The organism is Achromobacter spanius (assembly GCF_003994415.1).
Taxonomy (GTDB): Bacteria; Pseudomonadota; Gammaproteobacteria; order Burkholderiales; family Burkholderiaceae_B; genus Achromobacter; species Achromobacter spanius_C.
This window is the reverse complement of record NZ_CP034689.1, coordinates 5,106,677-5,133,444: the sequence shown is the minus strand read 5'-3', so window position 1 is coordinate 5,133,444 and position 26,768 is coordinate 5,106,677. Positions and strand designations below refer to the sequence as shown.

At 64.3% G+C, this 26,768-nt stretch carries 25 protein-coding genes; 13 read left to right on the top strand and 12 right to left on the bottom strand.

Annotation, left to right across the window (positions count from 1 at the left end; translation table 11 throughout):
- The first annotated feature begins 167 nt into the window (after positions 1–167).
- The 6 genes from ELS24_RS23490 (at position 168) to ELS24_RS23470 (ending at position 4,864) form a co-directional block, all read left to right on the top strand.
- A complete protein-coding gene (locus tag ELS24_RS23490; RefSeq protein ID WP_050448832.1) occupies positions 168–1,049 on the top strand; it encodes a phosphoribosylaminoimidazolesuccinocarboxamide synthase in 882 nt (293 codons plus the stop codon).
- Between the two features lie 188 nt (positions 1,050–1,237).
- Positions 1,238–1,396 (top strand): DUF5993 family protein, encoded by a 159-nt coding sequence (locus ELS24_RS31005; protein ID WP_164741289.1) that lies wholly within the window; start codon positions 1,238–1,240, stop codon positions 1,394–1,396.
- 10 nt (positions 1,397–1,406) lie between these two features.
- Complete coding sequence (locus ELS24_RS23485; RefSeq protein ID WP_127185486.1) at positions 1,407–1,979, top strand: disulfide bond formation protein B; 573 nt, start codon at positions 1,407–1,409, stop codon at positions 1,977–1,979.
- A 105-nt stretch (positions 1,980–2,084) separates the two neighbouring features.
- Positions 2,085–2,615, top strand: a complete 531-nt coding sequence (purE, locus tag ELS24_RS23480; RefSeq protein WP_050448834.1) for a 5-(carboxyamino)imidazole ribonucleotide mutase — start codon at positions 2,085–2,087, stop codon at positions 2,613–2,615.
- Positions 2,612–3,802: a 5-(carboxyamino)imidazole ribonucleotide synthase gene (locus ELS24_RS23475; protein WP_127185485.1), complete on the top strand. Its 1,191-nt coding sequence runs from the start codon at positions 2,612–2,614 to the stop codon at positions 3,800–3,802. The genes purE and ELS24_RS23475 overlap by 4 nt, the downstream gene beginning before the upstream one ends.
- A gap of 6 nt (positions 3,803–3,808) precedes the next feature.
- Positions 3,809–4,864, top strand: a complete 1,056-nt coding sequence (locus tag ELS24_RS23470) for an L-threonylcarbamoyladenylate synthase (protein WP_127185484.1) — start codon at positions 3,809–3,811, stop codon at positions 4,862–4,864.
- Positions 4,865–5,737: 873 nt separating this feature from the next.
- Here the strand turns inward: ELS24_RS23470 and ELS24_RS23465 are convergent.
- From ELS24_RS23465 to ELS24_RS23450, 4 genes are read right to left on the bottom strand one after another with little or no spacing between them, the layout of a single operon-like run.
- Positions 5,738–6,565, bottom strand: a complete 828-nt coding sequence (locus ELS24_RS23465; protein WP_050448837.1) for an IclR family transcriptional regulator domain-containing protein — start codon at positions 6,563–6,565, stop codon at positions 5,738–5,740.
- Complete coding sequence (locus ELS24_RS23460) at positions 6,565–7,206, bottom strand: 3-oxoacid CoA-transferase subunit B (RefSeq protein ID WP_127185483.1); 642 nt, start codon at positions 7,204–7,206, stop codon at positions 6,565–6,567. The genes ELS24_RS23465 and ELS24_RS23460 overlap by 1 nt, the downstream gene beginning before the upstream one ends.
- 9 nt (positions 7,207–7,215) lie before the next feature.
- The gene (locus ELS24_RS23455; RefSeq protein ID WP_127185482.1) at positions 7,216–7,896 is read right to left on the bottom strand and encodes a 3-oxoacid CoA-transferase subunit A; all 681 of its coding nucleotides are present in this window, start codon (positions 7,894–7,896) and stop codon (positions 7,216–7,218) included.
- Positions 7,897–7,951: 55 nt separating this feature from the next.
- Positions 7,952–8,950, bottom strand: coding sequence for a Bug family tripartite tricarboxylate transporter substrate binding protein (locus ELS24_RS23450; protein WP_127185481.1), 999 nt, complete (start codon positions 8,948–8,950; stop codon positions 7,952–7,954).
- 310 nt (positions 8,951–9,260) lie between these two features.
- Between ELS24_RS23450 and ELS24_RS23445 the strand changes: the two genes are divergently transcribed.
- Entirely contained in the window at positions 9,261–10,295 is a 1,035-nt protein-coding gene (locus ELS24_RS23445) for an amino acid ABC transporter substrate-binding protein (protein ID WP_127186439.1), read from the top strand.
- 219 nt (positions 10,296–10,514) lie between these two features.
- Positions 10,515–12,074: an acetolactate synthase large subunit gene (locus ELS24_RS23440; protein ID WP_127185480.1), complete on the top strand. Its 1,560-nt coding sequence runs from the start codon at positions 10,515–10,517 to the stop codon at positions 12,072–12,074.
- A 10-nt stretch (positions 12,075–12,084) separates the two neighbouring features.
- Here the strand turns inward: ELS24_RS23440 and ELS24_RS23435 are convergent, their stop codons facing one another.
- From ELS24_RS23435 to ELS24_RS23405, 7 genes are all read right to left on the bottom strand, one after another.
- The gene (locus tag ELS24_RS23435) at positions 12,085–12,795 is read right to left on the bottom strand and encodes an ABC transporter ATP-binding protein (protein WP_050448842.1); all 711 of its coding nucleotides are present in this window, start codon (positions 12,793–12,795) and stop codon (positions 12,085–12,087) included.
- Complete coding sequence (locus ELS24_RS23430) at positions 12,783–13,571, bottom strand: ABC transporter ATP-binding protein (RefSeq protein WP_050448843.1); 789 nt, start codon at positions 13,569–13,571, stop codon at positions 12,783–12,785. The genes ELS24_RS23435 and ELS24_RS23430 overlap by 13 nt, the downstream gene beginning before the upstream one ends.
- The gene (locus ELS24_RS23425; RefSeq protein ID WP_127185479.1) at positions 13,564–14,625 is read right to left on the bottom strand and encodes a branched-chain amino acid ABC transporter permease; all 1,062 of its coding nucleotides are present in this window, start codon (positions 14,623–14,625) and stop codon (positions 13,564–13,566) included. The genes ELS24_RS23430 and ELS24_RS23425 overlap by 8 nt, the downstream gene beginning before the upstream one ends.
- Positions 14,626–14,627: 2 nt before the next feature.
- On the bottom strand, positions 14,628–15,509 hold the full coding sequence (locus ELS24_RS23420; RefSeq protein ID WP_050449749.1) for a branched-chain amino acid ABC transporter permease: 882 nt from the start codon (positions 15,507–15,509) through the stop codon (positions 14,628–14,630).
- A gap of 25 nt (positions 15,510–15,534) precedes the next feature.
- On the bottom strand, positions 15,535–16,695 hold the full coding sequence (locus ELS24_RS23415) for an ABC transporter substrate-binding protein (RefSeq protein WP_050449750.1): 1,161 nt from the start codon (positions 16,693–16,695) through the stop codon (positions 15,535–15,537).
- Positions 16,696–16,776: 81 nt separating this feature from the next.
- Positions 16,777–18,396, bottom strand: a complete 1,620-nt coding sequence (locus tag ELS24_RS23410) for a benzoate-CoA ligase family protein (RefSeq protein WP_127185478.1) — start codon at positions 18,394–18,396, stop codon at positions 16,777–16,779.
- A 76-nt stretch (positions 18,397–18,472) separates the two neighbouring features.
- On the bottom strand, positions 18,473–18,949 hold the full coding sequence (locus ELS24_RS23405; protein WP_127185477.1) for a DUF4863 family protein: 477 nt from the start codon (positions 18,947–18,949) through the stop codon (positions 18,473–18,475).
- A gap of 178 nt (positions 18,950–19,127) precedes the next feature.
- Between ELS24_RS23405 and ELS24_RS23400 the strand changes: the two genes are divergently transcribed.
- The 5 genes from ELS24_RS23400 to ELS24_RS23380 all read left to right on the top strand — a co-directional run bounded on the left by ELS24_RS23400 (position 19,128) and on the right by ELS24_RS23380 (position 25,182).
- On the top strand, positions 19,128–20,036 hold the full coding sequence (locus ELS24_RS23400) for a helix-turn-helix transcriptional regulator (protein ID WP_050449754.1): 909 nt from the start codon (positions 19,128–19,130) through the stop codon (positions 20,034–20,036).
- Between the two features lie 171 nt (positions 20,037–20,207).
- On the top strand, positions 20,208–21,878 hold the full coding sequence (gene boxC / locus ELS24_RS23395) for a 2,3-epoxybenzoyl-CoA dihydrolase (RefSeq protein WP_127186438.1): 1,671 nt from the start codon (positions 20,208–20,210) through the stop codon (positions 21,876–21,878).
- 48 nt (positions 21,879–21,926) lie between these two features.
- Entirely contained in the window at positions 21,927–23,354 is a 1,428-nt protein-coding gene (boxB, locus tag ELS24_RS23390; protein ID WP_050449755.1) for a benzoyl-CoA 2,3-epoxidase subunit BoxB, read from the top strand.
- Positions 23,355–23,408: 54 nt separating this feature from the next.
- On the top strand, positions 23,409–24,659 hold the full coding sequence (gene boxA / locus ELS24_RS23385; protein ID WP_127185476.1) for a benzoyl-CoA 2,3-epoxidase subunit BoxA: 1,251 nt from the start codon (positions 23,409–23,411) through the stop codon (positions 24,657–24,659).
- 79 nt (positions 24,660–24,738) lie between these two features.
- Positions 24,739–25,182 carry a MaoC family dehydratase gene (locus ELS24_RS23380; RefSeq protein WP_050449757.1) on the top strand — a complete coding sequence of 148 codons (444 nt, stop codon included), beginning with the start codon at positions 24,739–24,741 and terminating at the stop codon, positions 25,180–25,182.
- A 286-nt stretch (positions 25,183–25,468) separates the two neighbouring features.
- Here ELS24_RS23380 and ELS24_RS23375 read toward each other — a convergent pair whose 3' ends face one another.
- Complete coding sequence (locus tag ELS24_RS23375) at positions 25,469–26,662, bottom strand: acyl-CoA dehydrogenase (protein WP_050449758.1); 1,194 nt, start codon at positions 26,660–26,662, stop codon at positions 25,469–25,471.
- Between the last annotated feature and the right edge of the window lie 106 nt (positions 26,663–26,768).

Here is a 26,768-nt window from a genome sequence, read left to right as displayed (position 1 = left end):
CAGAGCCTAACCCGGCCCCCGCCGCCCGGCAAGACAGGCTTATTTGCAGTAATCTATGCGTCTTGCAGAGGCCATGCCGCCTTTTGCGCAGGTTCCGATTTCGTTCTACTTCCCGCCCTGGCGCTCGCCCGTGGCGGGAATCTTCATTTTTGCCATAGGCCATTCCCGTGACTTCTGCTTTGCATCAATCCAGCATCAAGTCCTTGCCGCTGCTGGGCCGCGGTAAGGTGCGCGATATGTACGCGGTGGGCGACGACAAGTTGCTGATCGTCGCGTCGGATCGTATCTCCGCGTTCGACGTGATCCTTGACGACCCCATTCCCGGCAAGGGACAGGTGCTGACCGAGCTGACCGAATTCTGGTTGCAGAAGCTGGCCCACATCCTGCCGAACCACTCCACGGGCGTGAAGCCCGAAGACGTGGTGGCCCCCGACGAAGTTGACCAGGTGCGCGGTCGCGCCGTCGTGGTCAAGCGCCTGAAGCCGATTCTGGTGGAAGCGGTTGCCCGCGGCTACCTGATCGGTTCCGGCTGGAAGGACTACCAGGCCACCGGCGCCGTCTGCGGCATCCAACTGCCCGCCGGCCTGCAACAGGCCAGCCAGTTGCCCGAACCCATCTTCACGCCCGCCGCCAAGGCCGAATTCGGCATGCACGACGAAAACGTGGATTTTGCGCATGTGGTCAAGGAAGTCGGCCAGGAAATGGCCGAGCGCATCCGCGACGTCACGCTCAAGCTGTACACGGAAGCCGCCAAGTTCGCGGCCACCAAGGGCATCATCATTGCCGACACCAAGTTCGAATTCGGCCTGGACGACAACGGCACGCTGCACTTGATGGACGAAGTGCTGACGCCTGATTCTTCGCGTTTCTGGCCCGCCGACGGCTACCGCGTGGGCATCAGCCCCCCGTCGTTCGACAAGCAATTCGTGCGCGACTGGCTTGAAACCCAAACCTGGGACAAGACCCCGCCCGCCCCGCGCCTGCCGCAAGACGTGCTGGAAAAGACGGCCGCCAAGTACCGCGAAGCGCTGGACCGCCTGATCGCCTGATCTGCCTTGCCGCATCAGGCCGTCGTGGTCGACACAACCCGCTCATGCCTATTGAGCGGGTTTTTTTATGCCCTCAAGGCATAAGCCGGCGCCGCGCGCATCAGGGCTTTCGATAGCAAGTATGTCGGATTGTTACGCTATACTCGTCGGCTGCTTAGCAGGGCGTCGCGCCGACAGGAGCCTTCCGCATGATCATGATGTTGCCCTTTCTGACCGGACTGGTCGCCGTGTGGTTCGGTGTGCTTGGCAAGCGCCGCCCCTGCGTGACCTTCTGGCTGCTGACGCTGGCGATTTTCGCCGCCTGGTGCGTGCACCACATGAACACGCCCCTGACGTTGTCGCTGTAAAGGCCGGACGATGATCTTTTCCCGCAATCCGGCGCGCGGTTCGCGCGTGTTGAACGGCCTGGCGCTACTGGGCATTACCGGCATCCTGGGCATGGCCTTCGCCTGGCAGTTCATCTATGGCGAACTGCCGTGCCCGCTATGCCTGTTGCAGCGCGTGGCGCTGATCCTTGCCGGGGTGGGCTTCTTGCTGAACATGCGCTTGGGGCCATCGCCCATGCACTACGCCATGAGCATCGCGGCGTCGCTGGGGGGTATGTTGGCGTCGGGCCGGCAAGTGCTGCTGCACATGGCGCCGGGCGACCCCGGCTATGGCTCGCCGTTCCTGGGCATGCACTTCTACACTTGGGCCTTCATCGCCTTCTGCGCCATTATCGTTTTCTGCATCCTGATGCAGACGGTTGACCGCAAATGGGGCGACAGCATGCTGAAAAAACCGGTGTCGGTGCTGGGCGTCGCCGTCATGGCCCTGTTTTTCATCATGACGCTGGCCAACGTTGGCGGCACCACGCTGGAATGCGGTTTTGGGCCTTGCCCGGACAACCCCGACAGCTATCTGTGGCTGTCGTCACCGGCCGCGCGCTAGCTTCGCCCGCGCGCCGGGTAAAATACTGGGTTTCGCGGACTGGCTCCGCGGCCCTTTGACATTCCGCGGGCAGATGTCCGCGGTCTTACCTTTTCGACACCGGTTATGACAGCCAAGACTTCCGCAGCGGCAGAGGCCACCCCCGTGGTGGGCGTGATTATGGGATCTTCCAGCGATTGGGAGGTCATGAAGCACGCGGTGACCATGCTGGAGGATTTCGGCGTGGCTTACGAGGCGCGCGTGATTTCCGCGCATCGCATGCCGCAGGACATGGCCGAGTACGGCGCGGCCGCGCATGCCCGTGGCTTGCGCGGCATCATCGCTGGCGCGGGTGGCGCGGCCCACTTGCCCGGCATGATGGCGGCGTTGACCGAAGTGCCGGTGTTTGGCGTGCCGGTGCCGTCCAAATACCTGCGCGGCGAAGATTCGCTGCTGTCCATCGTGCAGATGCCCAAGGGCGTGCCCGTGGCCACATTCGCCATCGGCGAAGCCGGCGCGGCCAACGCGGCGCTGCACGTGATTGCCACGCTGGCCGGCACCGACGCGGGCCTGCATCAGAAGCTGGTGGCTTTCCGCGCGCGCCAGACGCAAGCCGCGCGCGACATGAAGGTTCCGCCCGAGGCGTCGATCGTATGAGCCAAGCTACTTCCTTCATGATTGCTCCCGGCGGCTGGCTGGGTTTGCTGGGCGGCGGCCAACTGGGCCGCATGTTCTGCCACGCGGCGCAAAGCCTGGGCTACAAGGTCGCCGTGCTGGACCCGGCTGACGAATGCCCCGCCGGCATGGTGGCCGACCTGCACATCCAGGCGGCCTACGACGACGAAGCCGGCTTGGCCCGCTTGGCCCAGACCTGTCAGGCCGTCACCACCGAATTTGAGAACGTACCCGCCGACAGCCTGCGCACGCTGGCCACGCGCTGCCGCGTGAGCCCGGCCGCCGACGCCGTGGCCATCGTGCAGGACCGTATCGCCGAAAAGACCTTCATCGCCGCGCAAGGCATTCCCGTTGCGCCGCACGCCGCCATCCGCAGCGAAGCGGACCTGCGCGCCGCACCCGACGCCTTGTTTCCCGGCATTCTGAAAGTGGCCCGCCTGGGCTATGACGGCAAGGGCCAGGCCCGCATCAGCACGCGCGACGAAGCGCTGGCCGCCTTTGCGGAGTTCGGCGGCGTGGCTTGCGTGCTGGAAGCGTTGATGCCGCTGGATTATGAAATCTCGGTGGTGCTGGCGCGCGGTTTCGATGGCGCCAGCGTGGTGTTCCCGGTGGCGCGCAACGTGCATCGCGACGGCATCCTGGCCGTGTCGACGGCGGCGCCCGTGCAGTCGGACGCGGCCCATGCCGAACGGCAGGCCCGCGCCACCGAGGCGGCGCAGTCCATTGCGCAAGGCCTGGGCTACCACGGCGTGCTGTGCGTGGAGTTCTTTGTGTTGAAGGACGGCAGCCTGATCGTCAACGAGATCGCGCCGCGCCCGCACAACAGCGGCCATTACACGATGAATGCCTGCGTCACCAGCCAGTTCGAACAGCAGGCGCGCGCGATGGCCGGCTTGCCCTTGGGCGGCACGGCGCTGCTGGCGCCCGCCGTCATGCTGAACATTCTGGGCGACATCTGGTACGAATCGGCCACGGCCACCACCCAGCGCGAACCCGACTGGGCCGCCGCGCTGGCGGTGCCCACCGCCAAGCTGCACTTGTACGGCAAGCATGACGCGCGTCGGGGTCGCAAGATGGGTCACATCACCATCGTGGCGCCCACGTTGGATGAGGCCCGCAGCGACGCCGCCCGCGTGGCCGCCGCGCTGGGCATGCAAGCTCCCGAGTAAACCGCGATGCCTTCCTTGCCCACGCTGGATTCCGCGCCCGACGCGGACATCGCCCACGCCGCGCAGCGCCTGCTGGACGGCGAGTTGGCCGCCTTTCCGACCGAGACCGTCTACGGCCTGGGCGCGGACGCGGAAAACCCGCAGGCGGTGGCGAAGATCTACGCGGCCAAGGGCCGTCCGTCGAATCATCCGGTCATCGTGCATATCGCACCCGGTGGCGATGTGTCGTATTGGGCGGCAGATGTACCGCCCGAGGCGCGCTTGCTGATTGATGCGTTCTGGCCGGGGCCGCTGACGCTGATCCTGAAGCGCGCGCCGCATATTGTGGATACGGTCAGCGGCGGTCAGGACAGCATCGGCATCCGCTGCCCATCGCACCCGGTGGCGCAGGCGCTGCTGGCGGCGTTCGCGGCGGGCAAGCCGAACGGGCAGGGCGGCGTGGCCGCGCCGTCGGCCAACAAGTTTGGCCAGGTGTCACCCACGCGGGCCGAGCATGTGCGCAGCGAGTTCCCCGAGGAAGTCGCGGCGGGCATGCCGGTGCTGGAAGGCGGGGCGTCGGAAGTGGGTATCGAGTCGACCATTCTGGACCTGTCGCGCCTGGATCGCGGTGCGGGTCCGGTGCTGCTGCGCCCGGGGCATATCAGCGCGGCGCAGATTGAAGCGGTGCTGGGCGTGCAGGTGTTCGCACCGGACGCCGCCGCGCCACGGGCGTCGGGGACGTTGAAGGCGCATTACGCGCCGCGCACGCCGCTGGAACTGGCGTCGGATGATCGGCTGCAAGAGGTGGTGCAAGGACGGAGTTTGCCAGCGGGCAAGGTGGTGGTGGTGGCGTATGGGGCCAGGCCTGAAGCGTTGGATGAACGTTTGCAATGGCATCCTGTGCCCGCGGACCCGGCGCGCTATGCGCAGGCCTTGTATGGTCTGCTGCGTGATCTGGATAAGCAGGGGTATTCGCGCATCATCGTGCAGGCGCCGCCTGATAGTGATGAATGGCACGCGGTCAATGACCGGATTGGTCGCGCGGCCGCGGCGTTTTCGTTGGATATGACGGGGTTGGGGTAGGTGGGGCTGCGGGATTCTTGGGCGGTTGCTTGATGGGTTTCGCGCGAACTTGGCTTGGGTTCTTTTGTGGGGTGTCTCGCGCTGCACCCATCCTACGAATGGTGGGATGTGGTGGCTTCTGAACCGGGCGGGTTGTTGTGGGCTGCGTTGAATATGGGCGGCTGCTTGATGGGTTTCGCGCGAACTTGGCTTGGGTTCTTTTGCTGGGTGTCACGCGCTGCACCCATCCTACGAATGGTGGGATGTGGTGGCTTCTGAACCGGGCGGGTTGTTGCGGGCTGCGTTGAATATGGGCGGCTGCTTGATGGGTTTCGCGCGAACTTGGCTTGGGTTTTTTTGCTGGGTGTCTCGCGCTGCACCCATCCTACGAATGGTGGGATGTGCTGGCTTCTGAACCGGGCGGGTTGTTGTGGGCTGCGTTGAATATGGGCGGCTGCTTGATGGGTTTCGCGCGAACTTGGCTTGGGTTCTTTTGCTGGGTGTCACGCGCTGCACCCATCCTACGAATGGTGGGATGTGGGGGCTTCTGAACCGGGCGGGTTGTTGTGGGCTGCGTTGAATATGGGCGGCTGCTTGATGGGTTTCGCGCGAACTTGGCTTGGGTTCTTTTGCTGGGTGTCTCGCGCTGCACCCATCCTACGAATGGTGGGATGTGGTGGCTTTTGAACCGGGCGGGTTGTTGCGGGCTGCGTTGAATATGGGCGGTTGCTTGATGGGTTTCGCGCGAACTTGGCTTGGGTTCTTTTGTTGGGTGTCTCGCGCTGCACCCATCCTACGACTCGCGACTTGTAGGATGGGTGGAGCGCGGCATGGCGGTCAGCTAAGGGATGGTGCGTAACGCGCGTAACCCATCGGCCGGTGCCGCCCACGTTCTCAGGCGACCAGAAATTCTCCGATTCTTTCCACTGCTTGCCGCAGCGGGGGCAAGAACTCTTCCGTCAGGCGTGTCAGCGGCACACGCGCTGCCTTGACGCTGACGTTTACGGCGCCGCAGGCCTTGCCGCTGGCGGAACGGACGGCGACTGAAATCGCGCGCACGTTCAATTCCAATTCCTGATCGACCACCGCGTAGCCCTGCTCGCGGATACGCGCCAATTCCACGCGCAGTTTCGCTTCGGTGTTCAGCGTGAATTCCGTATAGGGCTGCAATTCCGTGGCGGCGAAATAGCGGGCCAGGGCGGGCTCCGGCAGTTCGGCCAGCAATACCCGCCCGATCGACGTGCAATAAGCCGGCAAGCGGCTGCCCAGGCCCATTGACGTTGCCAGCAGGCGGTTCACTTCGGAACGCGCCAGGTACAGCATTTCGTGGCCTTCCATGATGGCCAACGCGCAGGTCTCGTTGACCGTGGCGCTCAGTTCTTCCAGCACGGGTTGGGCCAGCGACACAAACGGCGTCGACGAAAAATACGCATAGCCCAGGCCCAGGATGCGCGGCGTCAGCACATACAACCTGCCATGCTGCTCGGCAATGCCCAGCAGCACCAGCGTGTGCAGACATCGCTGCACCACCGCGCGCGGCAGGCCTGCGCGACGGCTCAGTTCCGCCGCCGTTTGCGGATGACGCCGCGTGCCGAACGCGCGGATCACGTGCAGGCCGCGCGCCAGGGTCAGCATGTAGTCCGGGTCGCCCCGGAACTGGTCGGGATGGTCGTCAGCGGCCAACGGCGCGGCGTAGCCGGGCGGGGGCAGATTAGGCAGCATCAGCCCGCGCGCAGCGGCGCGCCGGTGCGTCCTTGCAGTTCGGTCAGCGTCATGCCGTCGATCATATCCCGAACCACAAGGCCGTCCGGCGTGACGTCAATGACCGCCAGATCGGTATAGATGCGGTCCACCACGCCCGCGCCCGTCAAGGGATACGTGCAGCGTTCGACGATCTTCGGATCGCCGTTCTTGCTGTTGTGTTCCATCATGATGAACACGCTGCGCGCGCCCACCGCCAGGTCCATCGCGCCGCCCACGGCAGGCGCTTCGCCCGACTTGGCCAGCGACCAGTTGGCCAGATCACCATTGGCCGCGACCTGCATGCCGCCCATGACGCAGATGTCCAGGTGGCCGCCGCGCATCATCGCAAACGAATCGGCATGGTGAAAATACGCGCCGCCCGCAAGCAGGGTCACGGGCTGCTTGCCGGCGTTGATCAAGTCCAGGTTGATGGCGTCGTCGGCGGGTGGCGGGCCCATGCCCAGGATGCCGTTTTCGCTATGCAGCACAATCTCGCGGTCGTCCGGCAGGTGGGCGGCCACCAGTACCGGCATGCCGATGCCCAGGTTGACGTAGCTGCCGTCGGGAATATCCAGGGCCAGGCGGCGCGCCATGGCCTCGCGGGTCAGGGGTTGGTACATGGCTGTCCTTCAACTGGAAAAGGCGGCATTGGCCACCTCGGTGACGCGCTTGACAAAGATGCCGGGCGTCACGATGGCTTCGGGCGGCAGTTCGCCCAGTTCGGCCTTGGCGCGCACCTGCACGATGGTGGTCTTGGCCGCCATGCACATGATGGGCCCGAAGTTGCGCGCGCTCTTGTGATAAGTCAGGTTGCCCCAGCGGTCGCCCTGGTCGGCCTTGACCAGCGCAAAGTCGCCATGCAGCGGCGTCTCGAAGACATGGCCGCGTCCGTTGATCATGCGCGTTTCCTTGCCTTGCGCCAGTTCGGTGCCGTAGGCGGTGGGCGTGAAGAATCCGCCCAGCCCCGCGCCTGCCGCGCGCAGCCGTTCCGCGATGGTGCCCTGTGGCACGCATTCCAGCTCGATGCCGCCGCGCCGATACAGGTCGTCGAAGACCCAGGAGTGAGACGCCTTGGGAAACGAGCAGATCACTTTGCGCACGCGGCCGGCCTTGATCAGCGCGGCCAGGCCCGTTTCGTGGTTGCCCGCGTTATTGCTGACCACGGTGAGCTCGCGCGCGCCCTGGTCGATCAGGGCATGGATCAGTTCGGTGGGCATGCCGGCGCCGCCAAAACCGCTGATCAGTATCGTGGCGCCGTCGTGGATGTCCGAGACCGCGGCCTCGGGCGTGTCGATGAACTTGTTGATCATGGTGTGGATTCCGATCAGACAGAGCAGCGGCGTTGCCGCCGCGCTCCGTCTTCGTTCAGTTCGCGGTGATGCCGACCTGCTTGACGACGTCGGCGTAGTGGGCGGACTCTTGCCGCATGAATTCGGCGAATTGCGCCGTCGTGCCCCCCACCGGCAGGAAGCCGACGTCGATGAATTTACGCCGTACTTCGGGGTCTTTCACCACTTCCGCGACCTCGCGCGCCATGCGGTCGATGATGGGCTGGGGCGTATTGGCCGGCGCCAGCAGCCCCGCCCACGAACCCGTTTCAAAACCCGGCTGGCCGGCTTCGCCCATGGTGGGAATGTTGGGCTCGTCAGGCCAGCGCTGCTTGCCGGTGAAGGCCAGCGCCTTCAGCCGGTTCTGCTTCACGTATTGCATCGGCACCAGGATCGGGTCGAACACCATCGACACGCGCCCGCCAAGCAGGTCGGTCAGAATCGGCGCGCTGCCCTTGTAGGCCACGTGCGTCATCGCAATCTGGTTCTTCGTTGCGAACCGGGCGCCGGTCAGGTGCGCGTTGGAACCCGTGCCGCTGGACGCATAGGTGAGCTTGTCGGGATGCTTGCGGCCGTATTCGACCAATTCCGCCACGTTGTTGACGGGCACGTCTTCGGCCACGAACAGGAACAGGGGCAGGTCGGCCATTTGCACCACGGGCACCAGGTCCGTGGGCTTGAAGTTCAACTTGTACAGATGGAAGTTGACCAGGTAGGCCGGCAGCATGGCCAGGAAGGTGTAGCCGTCCGGGTCCGCCTTGGCGGCAATGGCCGAACCCACGCTGCTGTTGGCGCCCGGCTTGTTCTCGACAATGATCGTCTGGCCCAGGCGCGGGGCCAGCTTTTCCACCACGATGCGGGTGACGATGTCGGTAGAGCCGCCCGGGGTGTACGGCACGATGATCTTGATGGGCTTGGTGGGCCAGTCATCCGCGGCCTGGGCGGGGCCGGCGGCCAGGCCGATGGTGGCCAGGGCCGAGCACAACAGGGTTTTCAGGGCAAGGCGGCGGGGCTGCGATTTGCAAACTGTAGCCATGGATTTGTCTCCTCCATGAATCGACCGAATATCGATGCGCGCCGGGTTGTTATGGTGGCGCGCTCGGCGTTTTTTTAAGGGCTTGCGGCAATGCCGCGTATCGGACATCGACGCAAAAAAAGTATGGCATGCGGGCGCCTGGCCATAGGGGTGAAACGGCCTGATTAAGTTCGATCACCGGACAAATGCAGGTATCTATCAGACTCGTCATTCTTTAAGCAGCACTAGGGAAAGCCGCGTTGTTCACGGGGTGGACATGGCGTAATCTGGCGCGGATTTCACCTTCAGGAGAAGCGCGATGAAGCGGTCAATGAAGTGGTCAATAAATCGGTCAACATGGTTGGCGGCCGGCGCTCTGGCCCTGGCTTGCGCGTCCCAGGCGGCACTTGCCGGCCCCACGCTGGACGCGGTGAAGAAAAAGGGCTTTGTGCAGTGCGGCCTGAGCGACGGCGTCTCGGGGTTCTCGGCCACCGACAGCAAGGGCGAATGGGCGGGCATGGACGTGGACATCTGCCGCGCGGTGGCCGCGGCCGTGTTCGGTGACCCGAGCAAATTCAAAGGTACCGCGCTGTCGACCCAGCAACGCTTCACCGCCTTGCAGTCGGGCGAGGTCGATGTGCTGCTGCGCACCGTCACCCTGACCCAGACGCGCGACACCTCGCTGGGCCTGGCCGCCGTGGCCGCCAGCTTTTACGATGGCCAGGGCATTCTGGTCAGCAAGAAGCTGGGCGTGAAAAGCGCCAAGGACCTCAACGGCGCCACCATTTGCGTGCAGCCCGGCACCACCACCGAACTGAATCTGGCCGACTGGTTTCGCGCCAACGGTATTGAATTCAAGCCGGTGGTGATCGACAAGGTGACGGAAGTGGTGCGCGCTTTTGAAGCCGGCCGCTGTGATGCCTTTACCGACGATTCCTCGCAACTGGCCGCCGTGCGCGCCACGCAAGTGGCCAATCCCGACGACTACGAGATTTTGCCGGAACGTTTCTCGAAAGAACCGTTGGGCCCCATGGTGCGCCAGGGCGACGAGAACTGGTTGAGCATCGTGCGCTGGACCCTGTTCGCCTTGCTGGAAGCCGAGGAATACGGCATCACGCAGAAGAACGTTGATGACATGCTGAAAAGCAAGAACCCGAACGTCTTGCGCATCCTGGGCGTGACGCCAGGGGCGGGCAAGAACATGGGCCTGGATGAAAAATGGGCCTACAACGCCATCAAGGCCGTGGGCAACTACAGCGAAGTGTTCGAGCGCAACGTGGGCAAGGACAGCAAGCTGGGCCTGCAACGCGGCACCAATGCGCTGTGGAGCAACGGCGGCGCCATGTATCCGTGGCCGATTCGCTGACGTGGTGGGGTTGAAGATGCCTGCCTGAAGATTCCTGGCTGAAGGTACGGGGCCTGCTTGATGCAGGCCCTTTTTATTTCGCCTGCCGGAATGTGCCGGAAATGGTTCCATGCCCGCAAGCGGAAATGGGTCTATCGCGTTTTTGATACGCTACCTATCATGCATATCAGGCGGGCGCGCATGCGCCCGCATCGCCATTTAAAACGACTAGGGAAAATCATGAACGGCGCTGACAGTCTCTGCGATACCTTGCTGGCCAACGATGTAGACGTGTGTTTTGCCAACCCCGGCACATCGGAAATGCACTTTGTCGCGGCCCTGGATCGCAAACCCAAGATGCGTTGCGTGCTGGGCCTGTTCGAAGGCGTGGTGACGGGCGCGGCCGACGGTTACGCGCGCATGGCCGACAAGCCGGCCGCCACCTTGCTGCACCTGGGCCCTGGCTTGGGCAATGGCCTGGCCAACCTGCACAACGCCAAGCGCGCACGCACGCCCATGGTCAATATCGTGGGCGACCACGCCACCTATCACGTGCAATACGATGCGCCGCTGACCAGCGACGTGGAAGGCGTGGCGCGTCCGATGTCGCACTGGGTCAAGCGCACGATGACGGCCGCCGCCGTGTCGGCGGATGCCGCCGAGGCCATTGGCGTGGCGCGTCAGGCGCCCGGCAACATCGCCACCCTGATCCTGCCCGCCGACACCGCCTGGACCGATCTGCCCGACGGCGCGCCCGCGCCCGTGCAGGTAAAGGACTTACCCCTGGCGCAGACTTCCGCCGAGGCCGTGCGCGCGGCGGCCGCCGCCATCCGCTCGGGCGAGGTCACCGTGCTGATGCTGGGCGGCGCGGCGCTGCGTGAACGCGCCTTGAACGCCGCTGGCCGTATCGCTCGCGCGACCGGCGTGCGCCTGATGTCCGAAACCTCGAACCGCCGCATTGAACGCGGCGGCGCGCGCACGCCGGTTGACCGGCTGCCCTATCCCATTGACCTGGCCGTGGCCAAGCTGAAAGACGTGAAGCACCTGGTGCTGGCGGGCGCCAAGGCGCCGGTGGGTTTCTTTGCCTACCCCGGCAAGCCCAGCCTGCTGGCGCCGCCCGACAGCAACCAGGTGGTGCTGGCATCCGCCGAACAAGATCTTGCCCATGCGCTGGAATGGCTGGCCGATGAGCTTGGCATTGCCGCCGACGCGCCGCGCCTGGCCACGCCGGCCGCGGCCTATGAAGTGCCGTCCTCCGGCAAGCTGACCGGCGCCGCCGTGAACATTCTTATCGCCCACACCTTGCCCGAGCAAGCCATTGTGTGCGATGAGTCCATCACGCAGGGCCGCGAGTTTCCTATCTACAGCGCCAGCAGCGCGCCGCACGATTGGCTGATGCTGACCGGGGGCGCCATCGGCATCGGTCTGCCACTGGCAACCGGCGCGGCGGTGGCTTGCCCGGATCGCAAGGTCATCACGCTGCAAGCCGACGGCAGCGGCATGTACACCTTGCAAGCCCTGTGGACGCAGGCGCGCGAAAACCTGGATTGCCTGACGGTCATCCTGGCCAATCGCTCTTACGCCACGCTGCATGGCGAAATGAAGAACGTGGGCGTGAAGGAACCGGGCCGCAACGCCCGCCGCATGCTGGACCTGGAAGAGCCCTATCTGGATTGGACGCACCTGGCGCGCGGCATGGGCGTGGAGGCGGTCAGCGTGGATACGGTGGAAGGCTTTGCGCGCGCGCTGGCCGATGGCCTGAAGCGCCGTGGGCCGTTCCTGATCGAGGCGATCATCTAGGGCTGCGTCTTTACACGCCAAGATAGCGCGTCAGTTGTTCCGGTTGCCGGGCCAGCGACGCGCTATCGCCGTCTTCCACGATCAGCCCTTTTTCCATCACCAGGCAGCGGTCGGTGTGTTCGAGCACCGCGCGATAGTTGCGGTCCACGATCAACGTAGACATCCCGGTCGCGCGGATCTCGCGGATGATGCGCCAGATTTCCGCCACGATCAGCGGCGCGAGCCCTTCGGTGGCTTCGTCCAGAATCAGCAGGTCGGGGTTGGTCATCAGCGCGCGGCCGATGGCCAGCATCTGCTGTTCGCCGCCCGACAACTGCTGGCCGCCATGGCCCAGCCGCTCGCGCAGTCGCGGAAAGGTGTCCAGCACGCGCGCATAGGTCCAGGCCCGTTCGCCGCTGACACTGGGCCGCGCCGCCACTTGCAGGTTTTCGCGCACGTTCAGGTTGGGGAAGATGCCGCGCCCTTCAGGCACGTAAGCCACGCCCATGCGCGCAATGGCATGGGCCGGCGCGCGGGTGCAATCGCGCCCCGCCACGCGCACCTGGCCGCGCGTGCTTTTCACCTGGCCCATCAGGCTGCGTATCAGCGTGGTCTTGCCCATGCCGTTGCGGCCCACCAGGCCCACGGATTCCCCCGACCCGATATGCATGTCCACACCGCGCAGCACGTGGCTGGCGCCGTAGTACACATGCAGCCCGCCGGCTTCGATCAGTGCGTGCATGCGGGGTCTCCTGGTGTGTGGCCGGGGCGGTCGTCTTCGCCCAGGTAGGCTGTGCGCACGTCGGCGTTGGCGCGGATGGCGGCCGGTGCGCCGCTGGCGATGGCGGTGCCGTTGACCATCACGGTGATGGTTTCGGCAATGCGGAACACGGCGTCCATGTCGTGTTCCACCAGCAGAATCGCGTGGCCCGATTTCAAGCTTTGCAGCAGTTCCAGAATGCGGTCGGTTTCTTCGGGGCCCATGCCCGCCAAGGGTTCATCCAGCAGCAGCACCTGCGGCTCGCCTGCCAGGCACATGGCGATTTCAAGCTGGCGCTTGCGGCCGTGCGGCAGCAGGCCGGCGGGGCGTGTGGCGTCATCCGTCAGCCCCGTGCGTTCCAGCGCGTGATGCGCCAGTTCGGCGCTGCGCCGGCAGTCCGACGCCGAACGCCACCAATGCCAGAAGCGCTGGCGCGCTGCCTGCGCCGTCAGGCGGCAGTTCTCGAACACGCTCAGTTCGGGAAATAGTGTTGAACGCTGGTAGCTGCGGCCCAGCCCGGCGCGAGCCCGTTGCGGTTGGCGCCAGGTGGTGATGTCGCGTCCGCCCAGCATCACCTGGCCGCTGCTGGGCGCCAGTTCGCCCGATAGAATGTTGATCAGCGTGGACTTGCCCGCGCCGTTGGTGCCAATGACGGCATGCACCTGGCCGCGCGCCAGCGCAAGCGATACCCCGTTGACCGCCGTCAGTCCACCAAAGCGGCGTGTAACGTCGGTGGCGGCAAGCAGGCAATCAGACATGGCGTTCTTCCTGAATGGGCAGGCGGGGGGCGGGGCGCGCCGGGCCGGAAGGCGCCAGTGTGCTGGCGCCGGATGCGGCATGCGCGCGGGCCTCGCGCCTGTCGCGGCGCTGGCGCCATTGCGCGGGCAGGCCCGCAATGCCATTGGGCAGCAAGGCCACCAGCGCAATGATGGCAATGCCCAGCGGCAGATGCCAATGGCGCGCGTAGTCGCCAAACAGCGCCTGCGACTGAAATAACTCTTGCATCAGCACCAGCGTCACCGTGCCGATCACCGCGCCGCCCAGGCTGCCCATGCCGCCCAGAATCACCATCAGCAACACCAGGCCCGATTGTTCCCAGGCCAGCAGTTCCGGCGTGACGAAACCGTCTTTCAGCGCGAACAGAAAGCCCGCCAGGCTGGCCAGCGTGGCGCCCACCACGTAGGCGGTCAGCTTGTACGGATACGTGGAATAGCCGGCCGCGCGCATGCGTTGTTCGTTGATGCGGATGCCGGCCAGTGCCGCGCCAAAGGGCGACCGCCGCAGCAGCGCCAGAAAGCCCCAACTTAGCGCCAGGCAGGCCAGCACGAAGAAGTAGAAGGTGGTGGCGTTGCCCAGGTCAAACGGCATCCAGCCGCCCACCAGAAGTTCAGGCCGGAAATACAGGTAGATGCCATCGCTGCCGCCGCCGAAGTCGGTGTCGTGAAAGACGTAGTAGGCCATCTGCGCAAAGGCCAGCGTCACCATGATGAAGTACACGCCTCGCGTGCGCAGCGCCAGCGCGCCGGTCACCAGCGCATAGGCCGCCGCCGCCAACAGGGCGGCGGGCAAGAGCCACCACAGGTTGCCTGCCTGGGATTCCGGCGACAGCAGCGCCGCCGCATACGCGCCGATGCCGAAGAAGGCGGCGTGCCCCAGGCTGACCAGCCCCGCGCCGCCCACCAGCAGCTGCAGGCTTAACGCGAAGATGGCGTAGATCATGACCTTGACGGCCAGGCCGGTGTAGTAGTCGCTGCCGCTGACGGCAAATGCGGCCAGCGCCAGCAGCGTTGCGATGGGAAGCAGTTTCTGCATGGCTAGCCCTGTTTGAACAGCCCTTCGGGCTTGCATAGAAGAATGAAGGCCATCAGCAGATACACCAGCACGCCCGCCGCCGACGGAAACAGCACCTGCCCGAAAGTTTCCACAAAGCCCACCAGCATCGCGGCCAGGAAAGCGCCGCGTATCGACCCGATGCCGCCTATCACCACCACCACGAAGCAGATGATCAGCACGCCGTTGCCCATGCCGGGATACACCGACGACACGGGCGCGGCAATGGTGCCGGCCAGTGCCGCCAAGGCCACGCCGGCCGCGAACACCAGCCGGTACAGCTTGTTCACGTCGATGCCCAGGGACGCGGTCATTTCGCGGTTGCTGGCGCCGGCGCGCAGCATCATGCCCAGGCGGGTGCGCGAAATCACCCAATACAGCAACAGCGCCACCGCAATGCCCACGGCCGAGATGAACAGCCGGTACACCGGATACGTCATCACGCCGCCCAGCGAGATACTGCCTTGCAGCCACGCGGGCAGTGGCACGCCGTGCACGTCGTTGCCCACCAGGATGCTGCGCAATTCCTCAAAGACCAGAATCAGCCCGTAGGTCATCAGCACCTGCTGCAAGTGGTTGCGGTGGTACAGGTAGCTGAAGAACGCCGCTTCCAGCACATAGCCCAGCACTCCGGCCAGCAGCACGCACACGGCCAGGGTGGCGATGAAGCCGCCGCCCAGCCAGCGGTCAAGCACCGGCCCCAGCGCAAACGCCATGTAGGCGCCAATCATGTAGAAGCTGCCATGGGCCAGGTTGATGATGCCCATGATGCCGAAGATCAGCGTGAGGCCGCTGGCCACCAGGAACAGCAGCAAGCCGTACTGGAATGCGTTCAGGCTTTGAATAAGCAGGATGCTGATGTCCATGGGGCGTCCTTATTGCCTGAGGGCGTCAGAGCTTGCAGCCGCGCGCGGGATCGGCCAGCTTTTTCGCGGCGACTTCGACGACCTTGTTCTCCAGGCCATCCACCTGGCGCAGATAGATGTCCTGCACCGGGTTGCCCGCCGCCGACAGCGTGAAGGGGCCGCGCGGGCTGTCCACGGTGGCGCTGCGCATCGCCTGGCGGAAGTCCGCCTTCTTGGTGAAGTCGCCCTTCACGGCCGACAGGCCCGACTGCATCAGTTGCGCGGCGTCATAGCCCTGCACGGCGTACACATCAGGCTGCACCTTGTAGTGCTTGGCGTAGTCGGCGCGGAAGGCGTTGTCGCGCGGGGTGTTCAGGCCATCGGCATAGTGCAGTGTGGTCAAGAGGCCTTGCGCCGATGCGCCTTGCGCCTGCAAGGTGCCGTCGGTGAGGAAGCCCGAGCCGTACAGCGGAATCGTCTTGTCCAGGCCGGCCGCGTGATAGTCCTGCACGAACTTCACCGCGCCGCCGCCCGCAAAGAAAGTGAACACCATGTCGGGCTTGGTGGCCGCGATCTCGGTCAGGAGCGATTGGAATTCCACGTTGGGAAAGGGCAGGCTCAATTCCTTCACGACCTTGCCGCCGGCTTTCTCAAAGCCTTCCTTGAAGCCGCCGATGGCCTCGTCGCCCGCTGCGTATTTCCAGGTGATGGTGACGGCGGTCTTGTGGCCTTTGGCGTAGGCCACGGGGCCCATGGCATAGGCCGGCTGCCAGTTGGTGAACGACGTGCGGAAGATGCCGGGGCCGCACAACGGGCCGGTGATGGCGTTGGCGCCCGCGTTGGTGACGATCAACGTGGTGTCGCTGTCTTTCGCGGCCTTGGCCAGCGCCATCGCCACGCCCGAGTGCACCGTGCCGATCAGCATGTCGACCTGATCGCGCTTGATCAGGCGATTGGCGTTTTCAGCGGCCTTGGCGGGGTTGGACTCGTCATCGACCTTGAAGTATTCGATCTCGCGTCCGCCCAGCTTGCCGCCTTGCTCGGCAACATACAGCTTGAAGCCGTTTTCAATGGCGTTGCCCAGCGCGGCGTAGGTGCCGCTATAGGGCAGCATGAAACCGACTTTGATCTTGTCGGCGGCCTGCGCGCCGCTGGCGGCGAACGTCAGGGCCGCGGCAATCGCAGCCCGGGTCAGGGCGTGGTTCATGGTTTGTCTCCGTGCTTATCATGGGCTGGCACAAGGCCGGCCGGGTTTAACCAACGCGCCGACAATGCCGGCGAGGGGGATTCATAGCGTTGCTTCTTCCAGCTGACGCAGCCGGAAGCGCTGGATCTTTCCCGTGGCCGTCTTGGGCAGCTCTTCGGTGAAGTTGATCTGGCGCGGATACTTGAAGGGCGCCAGGTGCTGCTTCACATAGCTTTGCAGCGCGGCGCCGGTCTGCGCGTCGGGCTCGAAGCCGGGGCGCAGCACCACGTAGGCCTTGGTCTTGACCAGGCCGTCGTGGTCCGGCACGCCGATCACCGCGGCTTCCAGCACGGCCTCGTGCTGCACCAGCACGTTCTCGACTTCCACGGGCGACACATACTGGCCGCTGACCTTGATCATGTCGTCGCTGCGGCCGGCATAGGTGTAGTAGCCGTCGGCGTCACAGGTGTATTTGTCGCCGCTTTTCAACCAGTCGCCCAGAAAGCACTGGCGCGTCTTGTCGCGGTTGTTCCAGTACATCAGCGCGGCGCTGGGGCCTTTGATGTAGAGGTCGCCGATGGTGCCGGCCGCCACGGGCGCGCCGCTGTCGTCGCGCAACTGCACTTCGTAGCCCGGCACCGGTTTGCCGGTGGTGCCGTAGCGGATCTGTCCGCTTTGGTTCGAAATGAAGATGTGCAGCATCTCGGTGGAGCCGATGCCATCCAGGATCTCGCAGCCAAAATGCCGCGTGAAGCGTTCGCCGATGTCGCGCGGCAAGGCTTCGCCGGCCGACGTGCAGACCCGCATCGCCACCTGCTCGCGCGGTGGCAAATCAGGGGATGCCAGCATGCTGGCGTACAAGGTGGGCACGCCGTAGAACACGGTGGGGCGATGTCGTGTCAGGCGCTGGAACACGGCCTGCGGCGTGGGGCGCTCGCCCATCAGGATGACGGTGGCGCCGACCGACAGCGGAAAGGTCAGGCCATTGCCCAGGCCGTAGGCAAAGAACAGCTTGGCGGCGGAAAACACCACGTCGTCTTCGCGGATGCCCAGCACGGGCTTGGCATAGAGTTCGGCCGTGTGCCAAAGGTTGCCATGCGTATGCACCACACCCTTGGGCTTGCCGGTGGAACCCGATGAATACAGCCAGAACGCAATTTCGTCGGACAGCGTGCGCACGGCGGGGGCCAGCGGCGCGGCGGCCAGCAGGGCGTCGAAGTCTTGAACGGCGGCGGGCAGGGCACTTGTTGGGTGCGCCGGATTCGGCTGTGCAGTATTGGGCTGTGCCGTATTGAACTGTGCCGTATTGGGCTGTGATACCACTACATGTTCAACGTCACCGGGCGATTGCGCCAGCGCCGCCTGCAAGGCCGGCAGCAGCGCGCCCGATACAAACGCGGCGCGCACGCGGCTGTGCGTGATGATGTAGGCGTAATCGTCGGGCGTCAGCAGGGTGTTGACGGCCACGGGCACCACGCCGGCATGCAGCGCGCCAAGAAAGGCAACGGGCCAATCCACCGTGTCCTGCATCAACAGCAGAATGCGTTCTTCGCGACGCAATCCCAACTGGCGCAGCGCGCCCGCCATGCGCGCGACCCGCTCGGCCAGTTCACCGTAGCTAAGCTGGCGGCTGTCGTCGATATAGGCGGGCTTGGCTGCGCGGGCGGCGTTCAGGGCGGCCAGATGGCTGGCGAAGTTGAGTTCGGCGGGGCAGGTGTTCACGGTTGTCTCCTGATGTCCTGGTGGGGGCGCGCCATGGCTGTGTTTTTTTGTTTGCCCTGGCGGGTTGGCGCCGGCGTCAGCCGCCGGGCCGTGTGAACTCGATGGCGCCGCCGGGCAGCAGGTACAACACCAGCGCGCGGCCCTGCGTCACGGTAGGGCTGTGTGCGCTGCCGGGGCCGTAGACCAGCCAACCGGCGCCGTGGCCATCAAAGCGCGCGTCGGTGGTCAGCGGCATGATCAGGTCTATTTCGCCATTGGGATGGGCGTGGTGGGGGCCGGCCAGGTCGTCCATGTCGACCACGTCCACCGAACAGCCGGCCAGGTCTTCCGCCGGCTTGATGACGCGCCCGTAGCGGATGCCGCCGCCTTCGCGGTTGCACATCCAGCCGTCGGCCACGCCCTGCCTACAGGCGGCGAAGATGTTCTGGTACAGCGCGCTGTCGGGGCCGGCCTCGCGGTTCAGCATCGCCTGCAAGCCGTCATCCAGCGGCTGGTTCGCCACCAGGCGCGTGGCCTCGCGCATCAGGGCATGGAATTGATCTGGCGTGCTCACCGGGACTCCTCCTTTACACTGTCGGCGCCTTGGAAGCGGCATGAACTTGAATGCTGCTTTGTTGCGCGATAACGGCTTGGAACTGCTTGGAAGGAAAAATAGTGCTTCCATACGAAAGGGTCAAGCACTATAGTGCATAAAACATGGCGTATCAGGGTATTTGCGGAGTCAGCCAAACATGAATCAAGCGCTAGATGCGGCGCCAACCGAACCCAGGCGGGAAGCTTTCCTGGTGGCCTTGGGCGAGCGCGTGCGCCGCCTGCGAGCCATACGCGGCATGACCCGCAAAAGCCTGTCGCAGGTAACGGGCGTGTCGGAACGGCATTTGGCAAATCTTGAACATGGGGTGGGCAACGCGTCCATCCTGGTGCTGCTGCAGATTGCCCGCGCCTTCAATTGCGCGCTGGCTGAACTGGTGGGCGACGTCACCACCGAATCGCCCGACTGGCTGCTGATCCGCGAATTGCTCAGCGGCCGCACGGAATCCGACCTGCAACGCGCGCGCGAAGCCTTGACGCAACTGTTTGGCGTGGGCGCGGGGGCGCAGCGGCCCAACCGCACGCAGCGCGTGGCGCTGATCGGGTTGCGTGGCGCGGGCAAGTCCACCTTGGGCCAGATGTTGGCCGACGACCTGGGCTACCCCTTTGTTGAACTCAACCGCGAGATCGAGCGCGTGGCGGGGTGCAGCATCCTGGAAATCCATAATCTGTACGGCCCCAATGCTTACCGCCGCTACGAACGGCGGGCGCTGGAAGAGGCGGTGCAGATCTACCCGGAAATGGTGCTGGCCACCCCCGGCGGGCTGGTGTCCGAACCGGCCACGCTGAACCTGCTGCTGGCGCACTGCTACACGGTATGGCTGCGCGCCACGCCCGAAGAGCACATGGGCCGCGTCATGGCGCAGGGCGACTTCCGTCCCATGTCGGGCAATAACGAAGCCATGGCCGACCTGAAGCGCATCCTGGCCGGGCGCGAGGCTTTCTACGAGAAGGCCGACCTGACCTGGGTCACCAGCAACCTGGAAGTGCAGGAGAGCTTTGCCGGCCTGCGCACCCAGGTTCGCAAGGCCTGCGGCCTGCCTCTATAAAACTGCACTTTCTTGCATGTCTTGCTTGACGCGCCTTTTTGCCTGAACTAATCTGCATAATAATTCATGTGATGCAGTATTTTTCCTGTCCAGGCAGGGCGTACGAGGAGACACACGATGAGCAGCACCGCAAATGGGGCGGAAGTCCGCGGCGGCACCCGGTCTGAATCGATGACGGAAGCCCGCGTCGATTTCCGCACCCAGCCCGACCAATATCGCCATTGGCGCCTGTCGTTTGACGGCCCCGTCGCTACGCTGGCGATGGATGTGGCCGAAGACGGCGGCCTGCGCCCCGGCTACAAGCTCAAGCTGAATTCCTACGACCTGGGCGTGGACATCGAACTGCACGACGCGCTGCAACGCATCCGCTTCGAACACCCCGAAGTGAAAAGCGTCGTCGTCACCAGCATGAAAGACCGCATCTTCTGTTCGGGCGCCAACATCTTCATGCTGGGCTTGTCGTCGCACGCCTGGAAGGTGAACTTCTGCAAGTTCACCAACGAAACCCGTAATGGCATTGAAGATTCCAGCCGCCATAGCGGCCTGAAATTCATCGCCGCGCTGAACGGCGCCTGCGCCGGGGGTGGTTACGAGTTGGCCCTGGCCTGCGACGAAATCCTGCTGGTGGACGACCGTTCGTCCTCGGTGGCGCTGCCCGAAGTGCCGCTCTTGGGCGTGCTGCCCGGCACGGGCGGGCTGACCCGCGTGACCGACAAGCGCCGTGTGCGCCATGACCATGCCGATATCTTCTGCACGCTGGTCGAAGGCGTGCGCGGCCAGCGCGCCAAGGACTGGCGGCTGGTTGACGACGTGGTCAAGCCCGCGCGCTTTGAAGCGGCCGTGCGTGAACGGGCGATGGCGCTGGCCGCAGGCAGCGACCGCCAGGCGGAAGACGCCGGCATTGCGCTGACGCCGATCGAACGCACCGAAGGCGCGGACCATTTGTCGTACCGCTATGTGGATATTCAGGTTGACCGCGATAAGCGCCTGGCAACCTGGACCGTGCGCGCCCCGGAAGGCGAGGCGCCATCCGAACTGGCGGACATCCTGGCCGCTGGCGCCGCGTGGTGGCCCTTGCAGATGGCGCGCGAATTGGACGACGCCATCTTGACGATGCGCACCAACGAGCTGGACATCGGCACCTGGATCTTCAAGACCGAAGGCGATGCCAATGCCGTGCTGGCCGCCGACGCCGCGTTGCAACGGCATGCCGGCCATTGGTTCGTGCGCGAAACGGCCGGCATGCTGCGCCGCACCTTGGCGCGCCTGGACGTCACGTCGCGCAGCCTGTTCGCGCTGATCGAACCCAAGTCGTGCTTTGTGGGCACCTTGCTGGAACTCGCGCTGGCGGCTGATCGCAGCTACATGCTGGATAGCGAAGCGGATGCGGATGCAGACGTTGACTCGCCTGCCGCGCGGATCGTTGTAGGTGAACGCAACTTCGGCGCCTATCCAATGGTGAACGGCCAAAGCCGCTTGCAGCGCCGCTTTTACGAAGAGACCGCACCGCTGGAAGCCGTGCGCGCCCGCGCCGGGCAAGCCCTGTCCGCCACCGACGCGCTGGACCTGGGCCTGGTGACCTATGCGCCCGACAGCATCGACTGGGACGACGAGGTGCGGATGATGCTGGAAGAGCGCCGCGCGCTGTCGCCCGACGCCTTGACCGGGCTGGAAGCCAACCTGCGCTTCGGCGGAAAAGAAACGATGGAAACGCGCATCTTCGGGCGCCTGACGGCTTGGCAGAACTGGATTTTCAACCGCCCCAACGCAGCCGGCGACAAGGGCGCGCTAAAGCTCTACGGCAAGGGCGAGCAGGCCGCGTTCGACTGGAAGCGGGTCTAAGAAATCAGTCGTAGACGCCCGGCCTGAAAACAAACAAGGAGCGAGACAATGTCTGGAATCAACTACACCGATAAGATCCCCAATAACGTCAACCTGTCCGGCGATCGCACCTTGCAACGCGCGCTGGAACACTGGCAACCCAACTATCTGCAATGGTGGCAAGACATGGGGCCTGACGGCTCGCATGGCTTCGACGTGTACCTGCGCACGGCGGTCAGCGTGGAGCCCGATGGTTGGGCCAACTTCGACCACGTGCGCATGCCGGATTACCGCTGGGGCATCTTCCTGGCGCCGCAGGACGGGCAGCGCAAGATCCACTTCGGCGAGAACATCGGCCGCGACGTGTGGCAGGACGTGCCGGGCGAACACCGCGCCAATCTGCGCCGCATCATCGTCACGCAAGGCGACACCGAGCCCGCCTCGATCGAACAGCAACGCCACCTGGGCCTGACCGCGCCGTCGCAGTACGACCTGCGCAACCTGTTCCAGATCAACGTCGAAGAAGGCCGCCACCTGTGGGCCATGGTGTATTTGCTGCATCGCTACTTTGGCCGCGATGGCCGCGAAGAGGCCGACGCGCTGTTGCAGCGCACGTCGGGCGATGCCGACAACCCGCGCATCCTGGGCGCCTTCAACGAGAAGACGCCGGACTGGCTGGCCTTCTACATGTTCACCTACTTCACCGACCGCGACGGCAAGTTTCAGTTGTGCGCGTTGGCGGAGTCCAGCTTCGACCCGCTGGCGCGCACCACCAAGTTCATGCTGACCGAAGAAGCGCACCACATGTTCGTGGGCGAATCCGGTATCTCGCGCGTGATCCAGCGCACTTGCGAAGTGATGAACCAGTTGAAGACCGACGACCCGCAAAGTGTGCGCGCGGCCGGCGTGATTGATCTGCCCACCATCCAGCGCTACCTGAATTTCCACTACAGCGTCACCATCGACCTGTTCGGCGCAGACCAATCTTCCAACGCCGCCATTTTCTATGGCTCAGGCTTGAAGGGCCGCTATGAAGAGTCCAAGCGCACCGATGATCACCAATTGAAGAACGACACCTATCGCGTGCTGAGCGTGAACAACGGCAAGCTGAACGAGGTTGAAGTCCCCATGTTGAACGCACTGAACGAAGTGCTGCGCGATGACTTCATCCGCGATTCGGTGGCGGGGATTGGTCGCTGGAACAAGGTCATCGAAAAAAGCGGCATTCCGTTCCGCCTGCAGGTGCCGCACAAGGCGTTCAATCGGCAGATCGGCACGCTGGCCGGCATCCGCATGTCGCCCGAAGGCGAGATCGTGTCGGAAGCGCAGTGGCAGGCCAACAGCCACAAGTGGCTGCCCACGCCCGAAGACCGCGCGTTTGTCGCGTCGTTGATGGGCCGGGTGACGGAACCCGGCAAGTTCGCCAACTGGATCGCGCCGCCTGTCATGGGCGTGAATCGCCAGCCGGTGAATTTTGATTACGTCCGTTTCAACTGAAGGCGACAAGGGCGGCGCGCGCGTGCCGCCCGCCCGCGCATTGGGAAGACCGCGATGAACGCTCCCTTACCCGCACAGGTGCTCAAGCAGCACCTGATCGATCCCGAGATCTGCATCCGCTGCAACACATGCGAAGAGACCTGTCCGGTCGACGCGATCACGCACGATTCCAACAACTACGTGGTGGACCCCGACATTTGCAATGGCTGCATGGCCTGCGTGCCGCCATGCCCGACGGGCTCGATCGACAACTGGCGGCTGATGGTGCGCAGCGAAGCGTATTCGGTGCAAGAGCAATTCGGCTGGGAAGAATTGCCCAAGGAAAAGGCGCTGCCGGTGGTGGATGATGCCACTGCTGCAGCGCCTTCTTCGGATGAAGCGTCCGACGTGCTTGCACAACCGGCCGCGCAAACGACATTCACGCTGCCGGGCGCGTCCGTGCCGCCGTGGTCGGCCGCGCATCCCTATGTCAATCTCTACACGCATAAGGCGCCCATGACGGCGACCGTCGTCGGCAACTATCGCGTGACGGGCGCCGATACGGAAAGCGATATCCATCACATCGTGCTGGACTTTGGCGAACTGCCGTTTCCCGTGCTGGAGGGCCAGTCCATCGGTATCCTGCCGCCTGGGGTAGACGCACAAGGCCGGCCGCATCATGCGCGGCAGTATTCACTGGCGAGCCCGCGCGACGGCGAACGCGCGGGCTACAACAACCTGTCGCTGACGGTTAAGCGCGTGACCGAGGACCACGGCGGCGTGGCCGCGCATGGCGTGTGTTCAAACTATTTGTGCGATTTGGCCAAGAACGACACGGTGCAAGTCATCGGCCCCTTTGGCCATACGTTCCTGATGCCGAACCACCCGCGCGCGAATCTCATCATGATATGCACGGGCACGGGTTCCGCGCCGATGCGCGCGATGACCGAGCGTTACCGGCGGCGTATCGATACCGGCGAAAACGGCAAGCTGATGCTGTTTTTCGGCGCGCGCACCGAACGCGAACTGCCGTATTTCGGCCCGCTGATGAAGCTGCCGCGCGACTTCATTGACATCAACCTGGCGCTGTCGCGCGAACCCGGCCAGCCCAAGCGCTATGTGCAGGATTTGATCCGCGATCGGGCGGGGCAGGTGCGCGAATTGCTGGCTGACCGCAATACCTGCATCTATGTGTGCGGCCTGAAAGGCATGGAAGTCGGCGTGCTGGACGCCTTGCGGGACGTGACGATGCAAGGGGGGCAGGATTGGTCTATCCTGCACGATATGCTGCGCCGCGAAGGGCGCCTGCATTTCGAGACTTATTAGCGTCATACACAAGCGTGACATACGTGAAAAGCACGGCGCGCCTTGAGCGCGCCGATTGCTTTTTCGGGGGAAAAAACAAATGAAGTTCGCTGAGTTCAAAGACGGCATGTTGATCAAGGCCGGTCCGGTCACCATCACTGAAGCCGAGATCCTGGAGTTCGCCCGCAAGTTCGATCCGCAGTGGTTCCACACCGACCCGAAGCGCGCGGCGGAGGGCCGCTGGGGTGGCTTGATCGCCAGTGGTTGGCATACCTGCGCGCTGGCCATGCGCATGGCGGTGGACGCCGCGCTGCATGATTCGGAATCGTTCGGTTCGCCGGGCTTGGGAGAAGTGCGGTGGCGCACGCCGGTGCGCCCGGGCGATACCCTGCGATTGGAAGCACGTGTGCAGGGCGCGAGAACGTCGTCGTCACGCCCGGATCTGGGGATTATTACGTGGTCCTGGACGGTGATCAATCAGCACGACGAAGGCGTATTGGAAATGGACGCGACGAGTTTGTTTGATCTGTCGGGGGAGAATTAGGCGGGGGTGGGATGATGGGTTTGCGCGATGGCGGGTTGTGCGTTTGGCTGGTGCATCGCGCGCTGCACCCATCCTACGGCTTGCGGGGGATGTTGGGTTTGCGCGATGGCGGGTGTGATTTTGGCGGATGTGCCGCGCGCCGCACCGCGTCGTAGGATGGGTGGAGCGCGGGAATGCCGGGGCAAGGACACTGTCGGATAGCGCGCGTAACCCATCAACCGGCGCCACAAAAAAAAATCCCGCCTTCTTCACGAAAGCGGGATTTTCATTCAAGCCTGACTAGCGATCAATAGAACGCCTGGATGCCCGTTTGGGCGCGGCCCAGGATCAGGGCGTGCACGTCGTGGGTGCCTTCGTAGGTGTTGACCACTTCCAGGTTCACCAAATGACGGGCCACGCCGAATTCGTCCGAAATGCCATTGCCACCCAGCATGTCGCGCGCCAGGCGAGCGATGTCCAGGGCCTTGCCGCAGGAATTGCGCTTCATGATGGACGTGATTTCCACAGCGGCGGTGCCTTCGTCCTTCATGCGGCCCAAACGCAGGCAGCCTTGCAGGGCCAGCGTGATTTCGGTTTGCATGTCGGCCAGCTTCTTCTGGATCAGCTGGTTGGCAGCCAACGGGCGGCCGAATTGCTTGCGGTCCAGCGTGTACTGGCGAGCCGTATGCCAGCAGGCTTCGGCGGCGCCAACAGCACCCCAGGCGATGCCATAACGGGCGGAATTCAAGCACGTGAACGGACCCTTCAGGCCGGACACGCCGGGCATCATCTGGTCTTCGGACACTTCCACTTCGTCCATGACGATTTCGCCGGTGATCGAGGCGCGCAGGCCGACCTTGCCGTGGATGGCCGGGGCCGACAGGCCCTTCATGCCCTTGTCCAGGATGAAGCCGCGGATCTTGCCGTCGAAGTCGCCGCCGACGCACTTGGCCCACACCACGAACACATCCGCGATGGGCGAATTCGTGATCCACATCTTGTTGCCGGAAATCTTGTAGCCGTCGGACGTCTTGACGGCGCGGGTTTCCATGCCGCCGGGGTCGGAACCGTGGTTGGGTTCGGTCAGGCCGAAGCAGCCGATCCATTCACCGCGAGCCAGCTTGGGCAGGTACTTCTGCTTTTGCGCTTCGCTGCCGAATTCGTTGATAGGCACCATCACCAGCGACGACTGCACGCTCATCATCGAGCGGTAACCGGAGTCGATGCGTTCGACTTCGCGGGCGATCAGGCCATAGCTGACATAGTTCATGCCCGCGCCGCCGTATTCCTCAGGAATGGTGGCGCCCAACAGGCCCAGTTCACCCATTTCCGAGAAGATTTCCGGATCGGTCTTCTCGTTGCGGAAGGCGTTCAGCACGCGGGGGGCAAGCTTGTCCTGCGAATAGGCATAGGCTGCGTCGCGCACCATGCGTTCTTCTTCGGTCAGTTGCTGGTCCAGCAACAGGGGATCTTGCCATTGAAAAGAAGGATTCGAGGACATGCTGGGTCTCCGCTATGGATCCGTATTCGGAATCTAGAAAGTTTAAACCTAAAATAATTCGGGCGGCAAGTTCGGGTTTCCGAGGGCGGCGCGCCGGGGCGCACCG